16 protein-coding genes and 2 riboswitches are annotated in these 18,907 nt (G+C 62.9%); of the genes, 2 read left to right on the top strand and 14 right to left on the bottom strand.

Features of this window, described 5'->3' with window-relative positions; genetic code table 11:
* Positions 1-36: 36 nt before the first annotated feature.
* The 4 genes from BM70_RS0118030 to BM70_RS0118015 all read right to left on the bottom strand — a co-directional run bounded on the left by BM70_RS0118030 (position 37) and on the right by BM70_RS0118015 (position 2,925).
* Complete coding sequence (locus BM70_RS0118030) at positions 37-528, bottom strand: GNAT family N-acetyltransferase (protein WP_025857272.1); 492 nt, start codon at positions 526-528, stop codon at positions 37-39.
* Between the two features lie 173 nt (positions 529-701).
* Positions 702-1,805 carry a cell division protein ZapE gene (zapE, locus tag BM70_RS0118025; RefSeq protein ID WP_025857271.1) on the bottom strand — a complete coding sequence of 368 codons (1,104 nt, stop codon included), beginning with the start codon at positions 1,803-1,805 and terminating at the stop codon, positions 702-704.
* A gap of 15 nt (positions 1,806-1,820) precedes the next feature.
* A complete protein-coding gene (locus BM70_RS0118020) occupies positions 1,821-2,156 on the bottom strand; it encodes a nuclear transport factor 2 family protein (RefSeq protein ID WP_025857270.1) in 336 nt (111 codons plus the stop codon).
* Positions 2,157-2,208: 52 nt separating this feature from the next.
* Positions 2,209-2,925 (bottom strand): YafY family protein, encoded by a 717-nt coding sequence (locus tag BM70_RS0118015; protein ID WP_025857269.1) that lies wholly within the window; start codon positions 2,923-2,925, stop codon positions 2,209-2,211.
* 157 nt (positions 2,926-3,082) lie between these two features.
* Here BM70_RS0118015 and BM70_RS0118010 point away from each other — a divergent pair, with 157 nt between their 5' ends.
* A complete protein-coding gene (locus tag BM70_RS0118010; protein WP_025857268.1) occupies positions 3,083-4,129 on the top strand; it encodes an aldo/keto reductase in 1,047 nt (348 codons plus the stop codon).
* 52 nt (positions 4,130-4,181) lie between these two features.
* On the opposite strand, the gene pepN is transcribed toward BM70_RS0118010, so the two are convergent.
* The 6 genes from pepN to BM70_RS0117980 are packed head-to-tail and all read right to left on the bottom strand — an operon-like array spanning position 4,182 to position 10,682.
* On the bottom strand, positions 4,182-6,839 hold the full coding sequence (gene pepN / locus BM70_RS0118005) for an aminopeptidase N (RefSeq protein WP_025857267.1): 2,658 nt from the start codon (positions 6,837-6,839) through the stop codon (positions 4,182-4,184).
* 13 nt (positions 6,840-6,852) lie between these two features.
* On the bottom strand, positions 6,853-7,683 hold the full coding sequence (locus BM70_RS0118000) for a DUF2797 domain-containing protein (RefSeq protein WP_025857266.1): 831 nt from the start codon (positions 7,681-7,683) through the stop codon (positions 6,853-6,855).
* Positions 7,680-7,940, bottom strand: a complete 261-nt coding sequence (locus BM70_RS0117995; protein ID WP_025857265.1) for a YeaC family protein — start codon at positions 7,938-7,940, stop codon at positions 7,680-7,682. The genes BM70_RS0118000 and BM70_RS0117995 overlap by 4 nt, the downstream gene beginning before the upstream one ends.
* Before the next feature lie 14 nt (positions 7,941-7,954).
* On the bottom strand, positions 7,955-8,824 hold the full coding sequence (locus tag BM70_RS0117990; RefSeq protein ID WP_025857264.1) for a rhomboid family intramembrane serine protease: 870 nt from the start codon (positions 8,822-8,824) through the stop codon (positions 7,955-7,957).
* A complete protein-coding gene (locus tag BM70_RS0117985) occupies positions 8,821-9,795 on the bottom strand; it encodes a metallophosphoesterase (RefSeq protein WP_371262163.1) in 975 nt (324 codons plus the stop codon). Before BM70_RS0117985 ends, BM70_RS0117990 begins: the two co-directional genes overlap by 4 nt.
* Entirely contained in the window at positions 9,792-10,682 is an 891-nt protein-coding gene (locus tag BM70_RS0117980; protein WP_003217892.1) for an NAD(+) kinase, read from the bottom strand. Before BM70_RS0117980 ends, BM70_RS0117985 begins: the two co-directional genes overlap by 4 nt.
* Positions 10,683-10,827: 145 nt before the next feature.
* Here BM70_RS0117980 and BM70_RS0117975 point away from each other — a divergent pair, with 145 nt between their 5' ends.
* Entirely contained in the window at positions 10,828-11,775 is a 948-nt protein-coding gene (locus tag BM70_RS0117975) for a DUF1853 family protein (protein ID WP_025857262.1), read from the top strand.
* Here the strand turns inward: BM70_RS0117975 and BM70_RS0117970 are convergent.
* Genes BM70_RS0117970 through cobW form a run of 4 tightly spaced genes read right to left on the bottom strand, consistent with a single transcriptional unit; the run spans position 11,772 to position 18,255 of the window.
* Complete coding sequence (locus BM70_RS0117970; RefSeq protein ID WP_155952170.1) at positions 11,772-12,500, bottom strand: VWA domain-containing protein; 729 nt, start codon at positions 12,498-12,500, stop codon at positions 11,772-11,774. The two genes, BM70_RS0117975 and BM70_RS0117970, sit on opposite strands and share 4 nt — an antisense overlap.
* Positions 12,425-13,423 carry an ATP-binding protein gene (locus BM70_RS0117965; RefSeq protein WP_025857260.1) on the bottom strand — a complete coding sequence of 333 codons (999 nt, stop codon included), beginning with the start codon at positions 13,421-13,423 and terminating at the stop codon, positions 12,425-12,427. Before BM70_RS0117965 ends, BM70_RS0117970 begins: the two co-directional genes overlap by 76 nt.
* Positions 13,423-17,184, bottom strand: coding sequence for a cobaltochelatase subunit CobN (gene cobN, locus BM70_RS0117960; protein ID WP_025857259.1), 3,762 nt, complete (start codon positions 17,182-17,184; stop codon positions 13,423-13,425). Before cobN ends, BM70_RS0117965 begins: the two co-directional genes overlap by 1 nt.
* 3 nt (positions 17,185-17,187) lie before the next feature.
* Positions 17,188-18,255 (bottom strand): cobalamin biosynthesis protein CobW, encoded by a 1,068-nt coding sequence (cobW, locus tag BM70_RS0117955; protein WP_025857258.1) that lies wholly within the window; start codon positions 18,253-18,255, stop codon positions 17,188-17,190.
* Between the two features lie 92 nt (positions 18,256-18,347).
* Positions 18,348-18,548: riboswitch (cobalamin riboswitch) on the bottom strand.
* A gap of 147 nt (positions 18,549-18,695) precedes the next feature.
* Positions 18,696-18,906, top strand: a riboswitch (cobalamin riboswitch).
* Position 18,907 lies beyond the last annotated feature (1 nt).

Below are 18,907 nucleotides of genomic sequence, written 5' to 3'. Positions count from 1 at the left end.
TTTAATTAATGGCGCCTTTTTTTTGCCTGTTATTTATTACAGCGGTTTGCTCCAGAACAACATACGCCCGTGGGCTGGATCGAATATCGAATCATCAAAACCAAACTTGCGATACGCCGATTGAGCCACGGCATTGCCTTCCAGTACCTCAAGGGTGATCTTGCAGCAGCCGCGCTGACGGGCGATTTCCTCGACCTTCTGCAGCATTTTCTGGCTCAGGCCCAAACCACGAAACGGCCCCATCACCACCACATCGTGGACGTTGACCAATGGGCGACAGGCAAAGGTGGAGAAGCCTTCAAAGCAATTCACCAGACCCGCCGGCTCACCGCCCACAAACGCCAGCACGCTGAATGCATGGGGACGCTTGGCCAGTTCGCCCGGCAATTGCTCCAGAAGGTCGGCAGGCAGGCTGTGGCCGCCGCCCATCGGGTCTTCAGCGTAATGGTTGAGCACGCGACCAATCGCTTCGGCATGCACAGGGTTGGTGTAGCTGGCTTGCAGCACCAGGATATCTGGGGTGTCCATTTCCATCCTCGATCACGACTAAAAGGGAATCGGCTCCCTGTGAGGGGCACGATTGTAAGCGTGGAGCAGGCGCCAGATGAAGGAGATTAACTACAAAAATGCGCATGAAAACGCGAAGGTTGAGCGATTGAGAACGCGCAATCAGACGAGTCTGGATTTTTTTCCCACCGGCCTTAGCCGAAACGCTGCAACTGCATTTCCTTCAGGCGGCTCAGCGTCCTGCGGAAGGGAAACTCCAGGTAGCCTTCGGTATAGAGGCACTCCAGCGGCACCTGGGCCTCGATGAACAGCGGCACTTTGCGGTCGTAGCACTCGTCCACCAAGGCGATAAACCGACGCACGCTGTCATCATGCACCGACAACTCCGGCAATTCGCGATCACCGGCCACTACCCTCTGCGCGCCGTCTTCGGTGCCGCGGGCAATTCGGCCAGGGCGTTTTTGCGCACTGAGATTGGGCACTTCGCCGAGCAGGATCGCCTTGAAACGATCGCACAGCAGCATGAAATCCATGGCCGCCAGGGGCTGCTCGCACAGTTCGGCGTAGCGGCACCAGAGCACGGTGGCGCTGGACTGCACAACGCTGATGGAACGATGCCCCACAGCAACCGTCCCGCTGCAGGTTGGCTGGCCGTCGGTCAATTGCTTGAACACACCCGCGAGCGCCTCCGGCTGGTTGACCCAGTAGCGCTGAATGCCCAAGCCCGGATGCAGCCGGTGGTCCTCGCCCCCTTCCACCGCGACCACGTGCATATGCTGCTTTATTGCCGCAATTCCCGGCAAAAAGCGCTCGCGATTGAAACCCTCGGCGTACAACTGGTCAGGCGGCTGGTTGGACGTGGAGACCATCACCACGCCTTCCTCGAACATCACCTGGAACAGACGCCCAAGGATGATCGCATCACCAATGTCGTTGACGAACAGCTCATCGAAGCACAGTACGCGCACTTCCTTGCTCAACTCGCGGGCCAGGGCCTGCAAGGGGTCGTGGATGCCTGTCAGTTGGAACAGACGCTGATGCACCCAGCCCATGAAGTGATGAAAGTGCTGACGTCGCGCAGGCACTCGCAGGCTTTGATAGAACTGATCCATCAGCCAGGTCTTGCCACGGCCCACTGGCCCCCACAGGTACACGCCGGTGATCGGCGCATGGCCTTGGTGCAGGGCTTGATGGCAGGCTTGCAGGGCGTCCACGGCGTGGCGCTGGGCGTCGTCGGTAACGAAACCCTGTTGAGCGATGGCGTGTTGGTAAGCGGCGAGAGGCGAGTCGAAAGTCATGCCCGCCAGTATGACCTACAGGGAAATATCCAGCCGTGAAATCTTGCCCTGCTCGTTCAAGCGAAAGGTGTAGCGCAGCTCCAATGGGCTGCCAGGAAAATTCCCGGACACCACATTGCTGACCAGCACCTTGCCGGTACGATGCTGCACCTTGAGCACTTCGACCCGCGGCTGGTAACGACGCCCGGTGTCTTCCATCCAGCGCGCAATGGCGGCGGTGCCGATCTGGTGCTGGCCCTCATCGAACACGTTGGCATCCTCGGCAAAACACTGGGCGATGGCCGAGGTGTCACGGGTGTTGGCCGCTGCGATGTAGGCCACGATGGCCGGCGCCAACTCAGGGATAGACATGGCACAGCTCCTTTCCTGGTGATTTGTACTGCCATGCTAAGCCAGGGGTGTGTCAGTTTTTGTCAGGAGTGAACGGCCCGGATTCATTCTCCTCCAGCAGCTTGCGCCAGCCTCGCAGCCAGTCACTGCGGCGCCCCGGGTAACGCTCACCAGAGGCTTCGGCACTCGCCACGCGGTCGGTGCGAAAGGTGCGATAGGCGCCGCGCAATTCACACCAGGCCACGATCACGCGCACCTCGTTCAGGAAACCCAGGGCCAGTGGCCAGATCAAGCGCTGGCTTTGGGCCTGGCTGGCGTCTGCGTAATCGATATGCAATTTGGCCTGGTTGCGAATGGCTTCGCGAAACACATTCAGCGGAACGCGGTTTTCCGGGTAGCCAAACCCTGGCGGGCCGGGCAGCACCGTGGGGTTGCGCAAGGCCTCCTGAGCCGCCGGGTCGAGCACGTCGGCGATCTTCGCCAGGGCGTTGGCGGCGGCACGGCTGAGCACGTCATCGCCGCGCTGGTCCACATAACGCAGCCCGAGCACGATCGCTTCGGTTTCCTCGGCGTTCAACATCAATGGCGGCAGAAACAGCCCGCTGCGCAATACGTAGCCTACTCCGGCCTCGCCGAATATCGGTGCGCCCAACGCGGTCAGTTCGGCGATATCGCGGTACAGCGTGCGCTCGGACACCTCCAGCTGCGCCGCCAGCACGGCGGCGGTCACCGGACGTTTCTTGCCCCGCAGGGCCTGGAGCAAAGTCAGTAGACGAGTGGTACGCGACACAGGAATACCTGCGAAAAAAGGAAAAGTGCCGCAGCTTAGCAGAGCCCCCTGTCAGAAAACGTCAGCAGTAAAAAGCTTCTTGACCGAATACATTACCGGCATCATATTAAATACATGTCGCAAACCATGTAAAAATCACTGCCTCAGGAGTCCTTGTATGCGCAATAAAGTCTTTGGCCGCCGCAGCGGTCTGCTGGTATCTGAACTGGCCTTGGGCACCGGTAATTTCGGTACGGGCTGGGGTCATGGCGCCGAGCGCGATGAAGCCAAGCAGATCTTCGACGGCTACCTTGAAGCCGGCGGGAATTTCCTCGATACCGCCAACGGCTACCAGTTCGGCCAGGCCGAAAAGCTGCTGGGTGAATTTATCGCCTCCGAGCGCGACAACCTGGTGGTGGCCACCAAGTACACCTTGCGCACCCAGCCGTCCGATGAAGGCACGATCAAGCTGGGCAACAATCGCAAGAACCTGGTGCGCTCGGTGGAAGAAAGCCTCAAGCGCCTGAACACCGACCGCATCGACCTGCTCTGGGCGCACATGAGCGACAACATCACGCCCATGGAAGAGATCCTGCGCGGCCTCGACGACCTGGTCCGCGCCGGCAAGATCCACTACGCCGGCCTCTCCAACTTCCCCGCCTGGCGCATTGCCCGTGCCGACCTGCTGGCTGAAGTGCGCGGCTTCGCGCCCATCATCGGCATCCAGGTGGAATACAGCCTGGTCGAGCGCACCGCCGACCGCGAACTGCTGCCGATGGCCGAAGCGCTGGGCCTGGCCGCCACAGCGTGGTCACCCCTGGGCGGCGGCTTCCTGACCGGCAAGTACCGCAACACCCAGGACGATAACCGTGCCAACAAACTCGGGATCCTGGTCCACGCCGAACACAGCGGACGCGAAACCGCCGTGCTCGATACCCTGCTGGCCGTCGCCGGTGAAGTCGGCGCCACACCCACCCACGTCGCCATCGCCTGGCTGAGGGAAAAGGCGCGCCGCTCCACCACGGCACTGATCCCGATCCTGGGCTCACGCACCCGTGCGCAGCTGGACAGCACCCTCGGCGCCCTGGAAGTGCAACTGTCGGCCGAGCACGTTACCAGCCTCGACACCGCCAGTGCCATACCACTGGGCGTGCCGCACGGCATCATCGCGGAGCGTTTCCCCGTCGATAACGGCCTGGACACCCCTCGCCCACCGGTTATCTGAGGCGAAAAAAAACGGCCTGATCAACAGGCCGTTTTTCATTCAACGGTGCAGCTTAAGCAAGGCTTTTGCTGACCACCTCAAACACATCACTCGACAACTCACCCGAAGCCCGAATGCGCTCCAGCTCGGCCTTCATCAGTGCCTGGCGCGCGCTGTCGTATTTACGCCAGCGGGTCAGCGGCGCCAGTTGACGCGAAGCGATCTGCGGGTTGAAGCCATTCAACTGGATCACCAGGTCCGCCAGGAAGCGATAGCCCGAGCCATCCGCCGCGTGGAAGTTGATGAGGTTCTGCCCGGCAAAGGCGCCAATCAAGGCGCGCACCTTGTTCGGGTTCTTGAGGGTGAACGCCGGGTGCGCCATCAACGCCTTGACCCGCTCCAGTCCGCCCGGCAATACGCTGCCGGCCTGCACGCTGAACCACTGGTCCATGACCAACGGGTTGTCTTTGAAGTTCTCGGCAAACACCGCCAGTGCCTGGGCCTTCTCCGCTTCGAACGGCGAGTTCACCAGCACCGCCAGCGCGGTCAGGCGCTCGGTCATGTTGTCGGCGGTGTCGAACTGCTCGATGGTCGCCGACAACACTTGCGGCTTGCCGCTGAGCATCAGGTACGACAGCGCAATATTCTGCAACGCGCGACGGGCAAAGTGCTCGGCCGCGGCCACATACGGCGTTTGCCTGGACAGCTCGCGATTGGCCTGGTAACGCAGCCACAGCGCTTCGTGCAGGTTGTCCGCCAGTTGCTTGCGCGCAAACTCACGGGCGGCGTGGATGGCTTCCACATCTGCTACGTCGCTGATTTCGGTCAGGTAGGCTTCGCCCGGCAACGACAGCATTTCGGCAACCATTGCCTGATCCAGGCTTTCGTCGCTCAACACACTGCGCAGCGCAGTGATCAAGCGCTGATCCATGTGCAAGGCCTCGCCCTGTTGGTGCTGGGCGATCAACCCCTGCAACACTTGCACCGACAACTGCTGGCCGGCATCCCAGCGATTGAAGCCGTCGCTGTCATGCTGCATCAGGAACATCAGTTGGTCGCGGTTGTACGGGAAGCTCAGCTTCACCGGCGCCGAGAACCCGCGCAGCAGCGAAGGCAATGGCTGCTCCGGGATGTCCACGAAGGTGAAGGTCTGCTCGGCTTGCGTCACCGAGATCACGCGCGACGTGGCGCCAGCGGCCGCTTCACCGGCCAGGCGCAAGGCGATACCGGCGCCCTTGCCGTCCAGCAAGCCCAGTTCCACCGGAATCACGAACGGCAGTTTTTCCACCTTGTCCGGGGTTTCCGGGCAGCTCTGGCGGAACGTCAGGCTGTAGGTTTTCGCGGCTGCATCGTAGGCCTCGCTCACCGCCAGACGCGGCGTACCGGCCTGGCTGTACCAGCGTTTGAACTGCGTCAGGTCGGCGCCGTTGGCGTCTTCCATGGCCTTGATGAAGTCATCGCAGGTCACGGCCTGGCCGTCATGGCGTTCGAAGTACAGGTCGCTGCCTTTGCGGAAGCCTTCGGCGCCGAGCAGAGTGTGGATCATGCCGACCACTTCCGAGCCCTTTTCGTACACGGTCAGGGTGTAGAAATTGGAGATCTCGATAAAGCTGTCCGGGCGCACCGCGTGGGCCATCGGGCCCGCGTCTTCGGCGAACTGGTGGGTACGCAGGTACGCCACGTCCTGGATGCGCTTGACCGTGGCCGAGTTCATGTCGGCAGAGAAGCCCGAATCCCGGAACACGGTGAAGCCTTCCTTGAGCGACAGCTGGAACCAGTCGCGGCAGGTCACGCGGTTGCCCGACCAGTTGTGGAAGTATTCATGGGCAACGATCGCCTCGACCCGCTGGTGCGCGGCGTCGGTGGCGGTTTCGGCGCGGGCCAGCACGGCGCTGGAGTTGAAGATGTTCAGGCCCTTGTTTTCCATGGCGCCCATGTTGAAATCATTCACCGCCACGATCATGAAGATGTCGAGGTCGTACTCGCGGCCGTAGGTTTCTTCGTCCCAGCGCATGGACTTTTTCAGGCTGGTCATGGCGTGCTGGCACTTGTCGATGTTTTCCGGCTCGACATAGATGCGCAACGCCACGGTGCGGTCGGTCATGGTGGTGAAGGTATCCTCGACACACCAGAGATCACCGGCCACCAAGGCAAACAGGTACGCCGGCTTCTTGAACGGGTCTTCCCACGTCGCCCAGTGACGGCCGTCTTCGCCCGGACCGCTGGCGATCGGGTTACCGTTGGACAACAGGATCGGGTAGCGGTGTTGCTCGGCGATCACCGTGGTGGTGAAGGTGCTCATCACGTCCGGGCGGTCGAGGTAATAGGTGATCTTGCGGAAGCCTTCGGCCTCGCATTGGGTGCAGAACATGCTGCCGGACTTGTACAGGCCTTCCAGGGCAGTGTTGGTTTCCGGGTGGATTTTTACCGTGGTATCAAGGGTAAAAATCTCGCTCTTCGGATGCACCGTCAGGTGACTGTCGGTCAGTTGATAATCATCCGCCGTCAGTGCCAGATCGGCCAGGTTCACACTCAGCAGTTCCAGCTGTTGGCCGTCCAGCACCAATGGCGGCAACCCCGCGCCACGCTCGGGGTTGCGGCGCATCACCAGCTGCGCGTGGACCAGGCTGTGGTCCTCGAACAACTCGAAGGTCAGGTGCGTCTCTTCGATCAGGTAGTCCGGCGCCTGATAGTCCTTCAGGTAAATCATCTTCGGTTGTTCGGTGCGCATGGATGGCATCCTTCTACTGATGCACGGCGAGCTGGTAGGCCGTGTACTTACGAATATTGATAACGCCGGTGTCGAAGATCAGGTATTGGCCCTTGATCCCCAACAGCGTGCCTTCGGCAATCGGGTTCTTGTCCAGGTTGAAGCTGACGATCTTGGCCGGATACTGCTCGACCGGGTAGCGGATATCGAGCGGCTCGATGTCGGTCACCGGTTGGATGGCCTGCAGGCCAAAGCGTTCCTGCAAACCCAGCAGGCCGTCGGCGCAGGCGGCGAACAGCTCGTCACGCACCTGCTTGAGGTCGACGGCTTGGGCGTCGCCCTTGAGCAGCGCACGCCAGTTGGTCTTGTCGGCCACCTGGCTGCGGAACAGGTCTTCGACGAACCCGGATTGCTGGCGGGTTGCCACACGCATGATCGGCAGCGCCTGGCTTGCACCCTGGTCCAGCCAGCGCGTCGGCAGCTGGGTGGCACGGGTGATGCCGACCTTGATCCCGGACGAGTTGGCCAGGTACACCACGTGGTCGGTCATGCAGAATTGTTCGCCCCAGCCGGGATCGCGGCAGGTACCGGCGTCGTAATGGCAACGCTCGGGGCTCATGATGCACAGGTCACACTGGGCCAGCTTGGTCATGCATGGGTAGCAATAGCCCTGGCTGAAGCTGGTCTTGGTCTTGCGGCCGCAATGGCTGCAATGAATGGCACCGAGGTATTCCAGGCGCACGTGAGTGCCGATCAACGGGTTGACCGGCACCTCGGCGTCGCCCAGGCGAAACGCGTATTGAACGGTCGGCTCACCGAGTTGCGCCGACATCTTGCTGACTGCACCGCGACCAATTTCAATCAATGGATCGCATCCGACTTGAACAGGATGTTCGGCACCGGCGCGGCCTTGGACGCGCATTCCTGCGGGCCCATATAGCCGGTGCGCTGGTCTTCCGGCAGGTTCTGGATTTCCCAGGCGATCACCGCCTGCAGCGACAGCTCGCGCTGTTCGGCGGTGAGCTTGCGACCATCGGACCACTTGCCGATTTCCACGGCGAGCTTGAGGCTCTCGTAGATGTCCGGGGTGATGTTTTCGATCATTTCAGCAAAAGAGGACATAAGGCTCTTCCTTATCAAATAGACGCTTTGCGGCGGCTGTACAGCCCACCCAGCAAACCCGTCAGGCAACCGATAACCAGGCCGCCGACATGGGCAGCGTTGGCGATTTCGCCGAAACCGATCATCGAGACCAGCCCCGACAGGCATAGCAGCAGCCATACCAGCATCATCACCAGCACCCCACGGGGTAGGCGATAAGCCGGGTTAGGCGACAGTAATTGAAAAATCCAGCAATGCCCGAGCAAGCCATACAGCACGCCGGACAACCCACCGAACAGGCCGGGACCGCCATAAGCATATTGAGCGTAGTTGGACACCAGGCTGAACAACAGGGTCAGGCCCAGCAAGTTGATGCTGCCCTGGCGCGCTTCGATGCGCCGGCCCAGTTCCCAGTACCACATGCCATTCATGGCGAGGTGCAGGATGCCGAAGTGGATCAGCATCGGCGTGACCAGCCGCCACCACTGCCCCGCCGCCAGGCTATCGGCCAGCGGTGTGAACTGGATGTACTCGCCCACGATGCGAAATTGCAGGAACGTCAGCCAACTCATGGCTTGCAGGTTTTCACCGAGCAAGGTCGCGGCGCCAACAATGATACTGGCCAGCAACACCAATGCGGTCAATGGGCTGTGCCGCAGTTGCTGGACAAACCCAGGGCGCTTGACCGCAGCCTGCTCGGGAATATCCAGTTGCTGGTCCGGGTCACCGGCGGGAAAGCGTTGGTACAGCACGCGCACGTCGTCGCTGATGTTCTCGGGCACCCACAACACCTGCTCGCCCGCCTCTTCACTGACACGATGGGGAACTTGCATGCGCTGCAGCAGCAGGACAAAGCCGCCCAGGTCGACGTTCAGGGGTAAGCGCAATACCGCCACGGCACTCATTTGATGACCTCGGGCCGCTCAACGTCGACCCAAACGAACTTATTGGGATCCAGCCGCGTCTCCTGATCCAGACGATAAGCCACCAGCTTGCCGTACAGCACCGCGCTGTAGTCCAGGCAGGCCAGGTTCGGGCGGATCGGCGCCGGTTTGCCGCTGCGCCAGTAATGCCCGACGAACAACAACGGTTCGTCGACGCCGTAGCGCAGCAGGGAATTCTTTTCGGTGGACGACAACGGTGTACGTGCGACCGGCTCCGGCAAGGCGTCGGGCTGGAACACGATGTCGCCGTAGGTCTTGGGGTCGTCTTCCCAGAACTTGGTGCGGAAGAACGAGCGCGTCAGGCCATCACCACCGGTCAGTGTCAAGCCATCCGGCAAGCGCATGTCGGTGCCGCGCAGCAGGCGGTCGAAGGCGTTGCAGGCAAAACTGCCCGGCACGGCGGCGGCCTGCAGGAAGTGCTGGTCGATGCAGCCGTCCGCGAAGGTCGCGCGCAGCGGCTGGATAAAGCCATCGTCCCAGCACGCATGCACCACGCGAAAGCGCCCGGCGTCGACAAACAGCGGCATGTCGTAGAACCAGCCGAGGAAGTCGTGCCAGTCGGCCGGGTGGTGTTCGAACTGAGTCAGGGTCTCCTGGATCAACCGCGCATGCCGTGGGTTGTGCTCGCGCACGAACTGCTTGCCACTGCCCGGCGGTGCCGGCGTGGTCCAGCCCAGCGCGTTGAATTCATGGTTGCCCATGATGCACAGCGCCTGGCCGGCCTCGGCCATGTCGTGGACGATATGCAACGCCTCGCGGATGCGTGGGCCACGGTCGATGATATCGCCGAGGAACACCGCCATGCGCGACGGATGGCGCCAGGTGCCGCCCTGCTTGTGGTAGCCCAACAGGTCGAGCAAGTGCTCAAGGGTATGAGCGCAACCGTGCACGTCACCAATCAGGTCGTAGCTACGCGCGGGATCGAGCATCAGTCGCCTCCACCCCCCAAGCGGCTGCCCCAGCCCAGCTTGGTGCGGCACACTTCGTAGTAGTTGTGGTCCAGTGGGTGGATCAACCGCAACTTCTGTGCCTTCTTGCTCACGGTGATGGTGTCACCGGGGGCGCAGGTGAAATGGTTCTGACCGTCGCAGGACACCTGCGGGTAGATCTGCATGTCTTTGGACACCACGATTTTCAGCTCACTGTTGCCGTCGACCACGATGGGCCTGCTCGACAACATATGGGGGTACATCGGCACGATCACAATGGCATCCAGCTTTGGATGCATGATCGGCCCACCCGCGGACAGCGCGTAGGCCGTGGAGCCGGTGGGCGTGGCGACGATCAGGCCGTCGGCCTTCTGGCTGCACACGAACTGGCCGTCTATATAGAGTTCGAACTCGATCATCCGCGTGGACTTGCCGGGGTGCAGCACCACGTCATTCAAGGCATCGCCCTGGCCGATGGCTTCGCCGTGACGGCGCACTTCGGCTTGCAGCAGGAAGCGGTTTTCCACCAGGTAATGGCCGTCGAGCACCTTGGCCACTTCGACTTCCAGCTCATCGGGGCGGATATCGGTGAGGAACCCCAGGCTGCCACGGTTGATCCCCAGCACCGGCACGTTATGCCGCGCCAAGGCCCGGGCCGCACCCAGCAGGCTGCCGTCGCCGCCGACCACGATGACCATGTCGCAGACTTCGCCGAGCATCTTGCGCGACGAGGTTTGCAAGCCGTGGCCCGGCAGGATTTCAGCGATGGTGTCTTCGAGGATCACATGCAGGTGGCGTTCCAGCAGGAATTTTTTCAGCCGGCGGACGGTGTCCAACACCTGGGTACTGCCCAGGCGACCGATAATGCCGATATTGCGAAATTGCTCCATGGGGCTCCTGCGGGATGTGGGGTGTGGCAAAAAGAAGGATTATGGGCGAAAGGCCGCCCCAGGCAAAATCCTTTGTCGCCATGAAGCCTTGATGACAACGGTTCTCAGCCACCTCCAGCGCAGTTAAAAGGCTATGCTCGGACACATGACTGTGTTCCCGGATCTGCACAACCTGCCCCGCCAGCTGCGCCACCCCGAAGTGCGCGACCTGGCGTGGGTCATGCTCGCCCCGCCGATGCTCGCGCAAACGCCGTGGCCGCAGCGCCACCCTTTGGCCGGCAGCGACTGGGTGCAGGCGCCCCATTTGCTGGAACGCTGGCTGCGCCAACTCGACCAGGACAGCAGCGCCTTGCAGCAATGGCTGAGCCTGTCCCGCACCCGGCGCCTGGGCCTGTATTACGAACGCCTGTGGCAGTTCGCGGTGCAGCAGGCGCCGGGCGTGGAATTGCTGGCGGCCAACCTGCCGATCCGCCGCGCCGGGCATACCCTCGGCGAGCTGGACATGCTGCTGCGCGACCGCGATGGCGTGCATCACCTGGAGCTGGCGATCAAACTCTATCTCGGCCCACAGGACGGCAACGGCCAGGACACGGCGCAGTGGCTGGGCCCAGGCTGTCATGACCGGCTGGACCGCAAGCTGGCGCACCTGGCGCAGCATCAATTGCCGATCTCGGCACGGGCGGAAAGCCGTGAAGTGCTGGCGGCACTGGACATCCAGCAATTCGATGCGCACCTGTGGCTGGGCGGTTACCTGTTGTATCCCTGGCCCGGCCAAGCCCAAGAGCCCGTTGGCGCCCACCCGCAACACTTGCGTGGGCGCTGGCTGCATCAGCGTGATTGGCAGGTGTTTGTCAGCCGCAGCCAGCCCGGTCGATGGCAACCCCTGCCACGGCATGCCTGGCTGGCGCCGGCGCATTACCCCGCGAATGAGGTGTGGAGCGAAGAGCAGATGCACGGCTGGCTGGCCGACCTTGACCCGATGGCACCGGCGCAGTTGCTGGTGCGACTGGTACAGGCGGGTGAAGACTGGGAGGAAGCCGAGCGGCTGTTCCTGGTTGCCGATCTTTGGCCGAATGTGCCGGGCACTCCCTAATCGTCAATATGCCGGTAATCCAGTTGCAGCCCCGCCGCCAGCGCCTGGGAACGGCCTAGCCTGATCGGCCCGCGCTCGATGTCCACCAGCAAGCCAGGGCACTCCAGCAACGGCAACCCGGCGATGTCCTTGAGTCGCCCGTCAGTGATCACCAGTAACCGCTGTTGTTCAGCCGGGTAGCGCTTGCGCCGCAATGCCAGCCAATTCCCGGCCTCGACAAGCGCCGCCAGCAATGGCGTACCGCCGCCCGCGCCCAACTGTTCCAGCCAACCCGCCAAGCCCTTGGCCGCTTTCAACCCTTGCACCTGCCACGTCGGCACTTGCCCGCTGACTGTCAACAACGCCATCCGTGCCCGCTGGCGGTAGGCGTCATCAAACAACTGCGCCAACAAGCCCTTGGCGTCGGTGAGTGCGCGATGCCGTCGGGTGGATGCCGACGCATCGACAATCACCAACCACAGCTCATGGGCCGCACGGCTGCGCAGGTGAAACAGCAAGTCCTGTCGCGTTTGTGGCCGACCACCGAGCAAGGTACCCGGCCAGTTGATCGCGCCTTGTTTCGCGCTGCGTGCCGTGCCTTGCCTGCCATTGCCGAGTCGCCCTGCCTTGGGTCGCGCATCCGCCCCCGCGTCAGGTCGAGGGCGAATGCCTAGGGCTTTTTTGGCCAGGTGGGCACATCCCGGCGTGCACCCGTGGGCAGGGCCGGTGCAGGCATATCGCCCCATTGGCCCTGACCTGGGGAGGCGTCGGAGGGTTTCGGCGACTGCCCTTCACTCGGCGGGCTGGCCGGTGGGGACTGTTCCTGACGGCGATGGCGAAGAGCGAATTCAGCAACCGCTTGGATATCTTCCTCAGCAATAGCGCTGGCTCCCCGCCATGCGGCATGAGCCCTGGCGCCGCGCAACCAGACAAGGTCCGCACGCAGGCCATCAACCCCCGCCGCAAAGCAGCGCTCGGTGATCTGCGCCAGTGCCTGGTCATCCAGTGCAATGCTGTCCAGACGCGCCCGTGCCTGGGTGCAACGCTCGCGCAATGCCGCTTGTGGCACGCCCCATTGCGCGCAGAACGCCGCAGGGTCGCTGTCGAAATCCAGGCGACGCCGGATGATCTGCCCACGCTCGGCCGGCAAGGTCTGCCCGCTCAAGGCCACGTTGAAACCGAAGCGATCGAGCAGTTGCGGGCGCAACTCGCCCTCCTCCGGGTTCATGGTGCCAATCAGCACGAAGCGCGCCGAATGGCGATGGGAAATGCCGTCACGCTCGATCAGGTTGGTGCCGCTGGCGGCCACGTCCAGCAGCAGGTCTACCAGATGGTCGGGGAGCAAATTGACTTCATCGACGTACAGCACGCCGCCGTCGGCCTTGGCCAATACGCCGGGGGAGAATTGCGCCCGGCCTTCGCCCAATGCGGCGTCCAGGTCCAGCGTGCCGACTACGCGCTCTTCAGTGGCGCCCAAGGGCAAGGTCACGAACTGACCACTGGCCAGCAGGTCGGCCAAACCCCGCGCCAGAGTGGATTTGGCCATGCCGCGCGGACCTTCGATCAGCACCCCGCCGATCTTCGGGTCGATAGCAGTCAGGCACAGCGCCAGTTTCAGGTCATCGGCGCCGACCACGGCGGACAGCGGGAAATGGGGAATGTCAGTCATCAGCTGTCTTCTTCTATATCCAGCAACAGGTTTTCCAACGCCTCGCGGTACGCCCCAGGTTCCTGCCACAGGCCACGCTGCTGGGCCTCCAGCATGCGTTCGGTCATGTCGCGCAGTGCATCGGGGTTGTGCTGTTGCACAAAGGCCCGGGTGTCGGGGTCGAGCAAGTAGGCGTCGGCCAACAGCGCGTATTGGTGATCGTCAATCAGTGCGGTGGTGGCGTCGAAGGCGAACAGGTTGTCCACGGTCGCCGCCATCTCGAACGCACCTTTATAGCCGTGGCGCTTCACGCCTTCGATCCACTTGGGGTTGGCGGCGCGGGAACGGATCACCCGGTTCAGCTCTTCCTTCAGGGTACGGATCTTCGGCAAGTCCGGCTGGCTATGGTCGCCATGGTAGCTGGCAGCCTTGTCACCACTCAGGGTTTCCACGGCAGCGAGCATGCCGCCCTGGAATTGGTAGTAGTCGTTGGAGTCGAGCACGTCGTGCTCGCGGTTGTCCTGATTCTGCAAAACGGCCTGGACCTGGCTCAGACGCTGGGCGAATTGTTCGCGGGCAGCGGTGCCTTCGTCAGCGCCGCCATAGGCGTAGCCGCCCCAGTTCAGGTAAACCTCGGCCAGGTCTTCGCGGCTTTGCCACAGGCGGCCGTCGATCGCACCCTGCACACCGGCACCATAGGCGCCGGGCTTGGCGCCGAAAATGCGCCAGCCGGCCTGTTTCGCCGCCGCGTCTTCATCCAGGCCAGATTCAAGCAGAGCCTTGCGTTCGCTGCGTACCTTGGCGGCCAGCGGGTTCATATCGTCCGGCTCGTCCAACGCAGCCACCGCCTGCACCGCCGCATCGAACAGACGGATCAGGTTGGCGAAGGCGTCGCGGAAAAAGCCGGACACCCGCAGCGTCACATCAACCCGTGGTCGGTCGAGCAGGCTGATCGGCAGGATTTCAAAGTCATCCACCCGCTGGCTGCCCGTCGCCCACACCGGGCGCACGCCCATCAGTGCCATGGCCTGGGCGATATCATCGCCGCCAGTGCGCATGGTCGCGGTGCCCCACACCGACAGGCCGAGCTGGCGCAGGTGGTCGCCATGGTCCTGCAGGTGCCGCTCGAGAATCAGGTTGGCCGACTGGAAACCGATGCGCCAGGCCGTAGTGGTGGGCAGGTTGCGCACGTCGACGGTGAAAAAGTTGCGCCCGGTCGGCAGCACATCCAGACGCCCGCGACTCGGCGCACCACTGGGGCCGGCCGGCACAAAACGGCCGCTCAAGGCATCCAGCAAGCCGCGCATTTCCGCCGGGCCACAGGCATCCAGCCGAGGCGCCACGACAATACGCAGGCTTTCGATCACGGCTTTCACATCTTCCCAGCCGGGTTCTTCCAGCTGTTCAAGCGGCCCTTCCAGGGCTTGCTCGATCAACCGCGCGGCGTACAGCTCCAGGCGCTCGCGGGTATCACCGGCGGTGCGCCACAACTGCCCATCGATATTCTGTAGTACCAGCGGCCGGCGCCCGGTCCAGGGTTCGGCCAAGGCGCAGTCCAGCGGGTCGAAGCCCAGTTCGAAGGCTTTGGCCAACACGCGCAACAGGCTCGATTGCGGGCCACGGCCGTCGCCACGCGGGATGCGCAGCAAGGCCAGCAAGGTATCGATACGCAAGCGGCCTGCCGGGGATTCGCCAAAGATATGCAGGCCGTCGCGGATCTGCGACTCCTTCAAATCGCACAGGTAGGTGTCCAGGCGCGGCAGCCACACGGCGGCGTCCGCATCGTTGTCCAACTCCAGCTCCTGGTCGATACGGGTTTCGCGCACCAGTTTGAGAATGTCTTTTTGCAGTTCCAGGGCGCGGCGCGGGTCGAGCAATTGCGCTTCGTAATACTCGTCCGCCAACAGCTCCAGGTTGCGCAGCGGGCCGTAGGTGTCGGCACGGGTCAGCGGCGGCATCAGGTGATCGATGATCACCGCCTGGGTACGCCGCTTGGCCTGGGCGCCCTCACCCGGGTCGTTGACAATAAACGGGTAGATATTCGGCAGCGGCCCCAGCAGTGCGTCGGGCCAGCAGTTTTCCGACAGGCCTACGCCCTTGCCTGGCAGCCATTCCAGATTGCCGTGCTTGCCCACATGGATCACGCCGTGGGCGCCGTAGGTGTGGCGCAGCCAGAAATAGAACGCCAGGTAAGCGTGAGGCGGCACCAGGTCCGGGTCGTGGTACACCGCGCTGGCGTCCACCTGATAACCCCGCGCCGGTTGGATGCCGATAAAGGTCAGCCCCAGGCGCAGCCCGGCGATCATCATGCGGCCATCGCGGAACATCGAATCGTGTTGCGGTGTGCCCCAGCGCTCCAGCACAGCTTGGCGATTGGCCGCGGGCAAGCGCTTGAACATCAGCTCGTAGTCGTCCAGGCCCAGGCTTTGATGGCACGGGCGCAGGTCGAGACTGTCCAGGTCGTTGGTGACACCGCCGAGCAGGTCGTGGATCAGCGCCGTGCCGCTGTCGGGCAACGTTTCCGGGAGCGGATACCCTTCGGCCTGCAGGGCACGCAGGATATTCAGCGCGGCGGCCGGGGTGTCCAGGCCTACGCCGTTGCCGATACGGCCGTCGCGGGTCGGGTAGTTGGCGAGGATCAGCGCAATACGTTTGTGCGCATTCGGCACCCGCGCCAACTCGACCCAACGCCGCGCCAACTCAGCGACAAAGTCCATACGCTCGGGCGCTGCGCGGTAGCACACCACGTCCGACTGGCTGCGTTCGCTGCGCCAGGCCAGATCCTTGAAGCTGATCGGCCGGCTGATGATGCGCCCGTCCAGCTCCGGCAAGGCGATGTGCATCGCCAAGTCACGCGGGCCCAAGCCTTGCTCGCTGGCCTCCCAGCCGGGCTGGTTGTCCTGTGCGCAAATGGCCTGGATCACCGGGATATTGCGGCGAAACGGGCGCAAGTGCGGCGCTTCGGGGCTGGATTGGGCAAAGCCGGTGGTGTTCAGGATCACCGCCGCGCCGACCTCATCCAGCAGGTCCTCGACCACCGTCAGGCAGCCGGGCTCTTTCAGACTGGCCACCGCCATCGGCAACGGGTTGAGACCCGCCGCCTGCAAGCGCTGGCAGAACACATCGATAAAACCGGTATTGGCTGCCTGCAAATGCGAGCGATAGAACAGCACCGCCGCCACGGGCCAGTCGGCATTCCAGTCAGCCTGCCAGTCATTCAGGTGCGCGTTGGCGTGCCGGGGGTGATAAATCGCCGTGCGTGGCAGGGTCTGCGGTGCTTCCCAGGCGTAGTCGCGGCCCAGGTAACCACTGGCCAGGCAGCGATAGAAATCCAGGGCATTGCCCATGCCGCCCTGGCGCAGGAAATGCCAGAGGCGATCACGTTCTTCTGCGCCGACGGTACTCAGGCCGCTGAGCTCCGGGTCCGGGCGATCATCCCCCGGCACCAGGATCAGTTGCACGCCACGCTCGGCCAGTTCCACCAGGCGCTCGATGCCGTAGCGCCAATAACCGATGCCGCCATGCAGCGAAATCAGGATGACCTTGGCATGGCGCAGCACCTCATCGACATACAGGTCGACCGAGGCATGGTTCTGCACCTGCATCGGATTGGCCAGGCGAAAGCTGGGGTAATCGTCGGGCAACTGCTGGGCCGCTTCGGCCAGCAGCGCCAGGCTGGAATCACCGCTGCACAGGATCACCAGTTCAGCGGGGGTCTGGCCAAGGTCGGCAATATTGTCGTCCGAGACGAAACCCCCGGGCTGGGTCCTGAGCAGGTGCATGGGTTAAACGCTGAGGGCTGCGCGCAGTTGCGCTTCGAGGCCTGCCGCGTCCAGCGCCTGACCGATCAGCACCAGGCGTGTGATGCGCGCTTCCTCGGCGCCCCAGGCACGGTCGAAATGCTTGTCGAAACGCGTGCCCACGCCCTGGATCAGCAAGCGCATCGGCTTGTTCGGGATGGCGGCGAAACCTTTGACACGCAGGATGCCGTGCTGCACCACCAGTTGCGTCAGGGCGTCGAGCAGCAGCGCTTCGTCGGCTTGCGGCAGGTCGATGGAGATCGAATCAAACGCGTCATGGTCATGGTCGTGATCCTCTTCACCGTCGTGGTGATGATCGTGATGGCTATGGCGGCCGTCGATGTGCTCTTCGGAGCCGGCGCCCAGGCCGATCAACACGTCGAGTGGCAGGCGGCCGCTGCTGGCTTCGATGATCTTCACCGCCGGCGGCAGTTCTTCGGCGACTTCCAGGCGCACGCGGGCCAGGTCTTCGGCGCTGATCAGGTCGGTTTTGTTGAGGATCACCAGGTCGGCGCTGGCCAACTGGTCGGCGAACAGCTCGTGCAGTGGCGATTCGTGGTCCAGGTTCGGGTCGAGTTTGCGCTGGGCATCGACTTGGTCCGGGAATGCGGCGAAGGTACCAGCGGCCACGGCCGGGCTGTCGACCACGGTGATCACCGCGTCAACGGTGCAGGCGCTGCGGATTTCCGGCCACTGGAAGGCTTGCACCAGCGGTTTTGGCAGGGCCAGGCCGGAGGTTTCGATGAGGATGTGGTCGAGGTCCCCACGACGGGCGACCAATTCGCGCATCACCGGGAAGAATTCTTCCTGCACGGTGCAGCACAGGCAGCCATTGGCCAGTTCGTAGACGCGGCCGTTGGCTTCTTCTTCGGTGCAACCGATGGAGCACTGTTTGAGGATATCCCCGTCGATGCCCAACTCGCCGAATTCATTGACGATCACCGCGATGCGGCGGCCCTGGGCGTTGTCGAGCATGTGGCGCAGCAACGTGGTCTTGCCCGAGCCGAGGAAGCCGGTAACGATGGTGACGGGAAGTTTGGCCAGTGTTTTCATCGGATGCCCTTGGGGGCGGGCATACGGGACGATAGGCCCTGCGACGGCGCGCAGCAGCGGATTTCGTCACCGGATCACCCCGCCCGGTTGAATTGAAAAATCGGTTGCGAGGCAGGTCTCCTGGCTTGGGGCTTGCAGGTCTTGCGACCGGCGCTGGCTGCGCCTTCCCGCCTTAATGGCAGTGGCGTGGCAGACAGATGAACCCTTCACAGTTGCGGGGGCAGCCGCGGCTTGGACCGCGTTCCCTTCTTAGCTTCGGCCTGGGCCGAAGAACCTCGAGGGTGCAAGGCTACGCAGTGCTTGGGGGATGGTCAATGATGGGGTGGCCTGGCTTGTGTACGTATCCGTTTTTTGGGTAACGGCTGAAATGGGTTCCGCCATCACCCAAATAACGGATAAGCCCCACATCCCAATTGACTCCCCCAATCCCACCATGCTCTCCTACACACCTTGTTTCGGGTGCCCTTCACAGGGTGAAACGGGAAACCGGTGCGTCATAGCGTTATGACCAGTCCGGTGCTGCCCCCGCAACGGTAAGCGAGCGAAGCGTCAGATCCACTGTGCCTGTATGGCATGGGAAGGCGACGCTTTCAGGACTCCCCAGGAGCCCCCTCGCAAGCCCGGAGACCGGCCCGAAAAATTCAGATAACAA

The sequence above is a fragment of the Pseudomonas sp. CHM02 genome (genome assembly GCF_000612585.1).
In the GTDB taxonomy this organism is placed as follows: domain Bacteria; phylum Pseudomonadota; class Gammaproteobacteria; order Pseudomonadales; family Pseudomonadaceae; genus Aquipseudomonas.
The sequence above is the reverse complement of the archived record's forward strand: the minus strand, read 5'-3'. Positions and strand labels throughout refer to the sequence as shown.

What these genes read in the sequence shown, in the direction of transcription:
- BM70_RS0118030 (WP_025857272.1), bottom strand. Translation starts at nt 528, where the DNA reads ATGGACACCCCAGATATCCTGGTGCTGCAAGCCAGCTACACCAACCCT.
- zapE (WP_025857271.1), bottom strand. Translation starts at nt 1,805, where the DNA reads ATGACTTTCGACTCGCCTCTCGCCGCTTACCAACACGCCATCGCTCAA.
- BM70_RS0118020 (WP_025857270.1), bottom strand. Translation starts at nt 2,156, where the DNA reads ATGTCTATCCCTGAGTTGGCGCCGGCCATCGTGGCCTACATCGCAGCG.
- BM70_RS0118010 (WP_025857268.1), top strand. Translation starts at nt 3,083, where the DNA reads ATGCGCAATAAAGTCTTTGGCCGCCGCAGCGGTCTGCTGGTATCTGAA.
- pepN (WP_025857267.1), bottom strand. Translation starts at nt 6,839, where the DNA reads ATGCGCACCGAACAACCGAAGATGATTTACCTGAAGGACTATCAGGCG.
- BM70_RS0117995 (WP_025857265.1), bottom strand. Translation starts at nt 7,940, where the DNA reads ATGTCCTCTTTTGCTGAAATGATCGAAAACATCACCCCGGACATCTAC.
- BM70_RS0117990 (WP_025857264.1), bottom strand. Translation starts at nt 8,824, where the DNA reads ATGAGTGCCGTGGCGGTATTGCGCTTACCCCTGAACGTCGACCTGGGC.
- BM70_RS0117980 (WP_003217892.1), bottom strand. Translation starts at nt 10,682, where the DNA reads ATGGAGCAATTTCGCAATATCGGCATTATCGGTCGCCTGGGCAGTACC.
- BM70_RS0117975 (WP_025857262.1), top strand. Translation starts at nt 10,828, where the DNA reads ATGACTGTGTTCCCGGATCTGCACAACCTGCCCCGCCAGCTGCGCCAC.
- BM70_RS0117970 (WP_155952170.1), bottom strand. Translation starts at nt 12,500, where the DNA reads ATGGGGCGATATGCCTGCACCGGCCCTGCCCACGGGTGCACGCCGGGA.
- BM70_RS0117965 (WP_025857260.1), bottom strand. Translation starts at nt 13,423, where the DNA reads ATGACTGACATTCCCCATTTCCCGCTGTCCGCCGTGGTCGGCGCCGAT.
- cobN (WP_025857259.1), bottom strand. Translation starts at nt 17,184, where the DNA reads ATGCACCTGCTCAGGACCCAGCCCGGGGGTTTCGTCTCGGACGACAAT.
- cobW (WP_025857258.1), bottom strand. Translation starts at nt 18,255, where the DNA reads ATGAAAACACTGGCCAAACTTCCCGTCACCATCGTTACCGGCTTCCTC.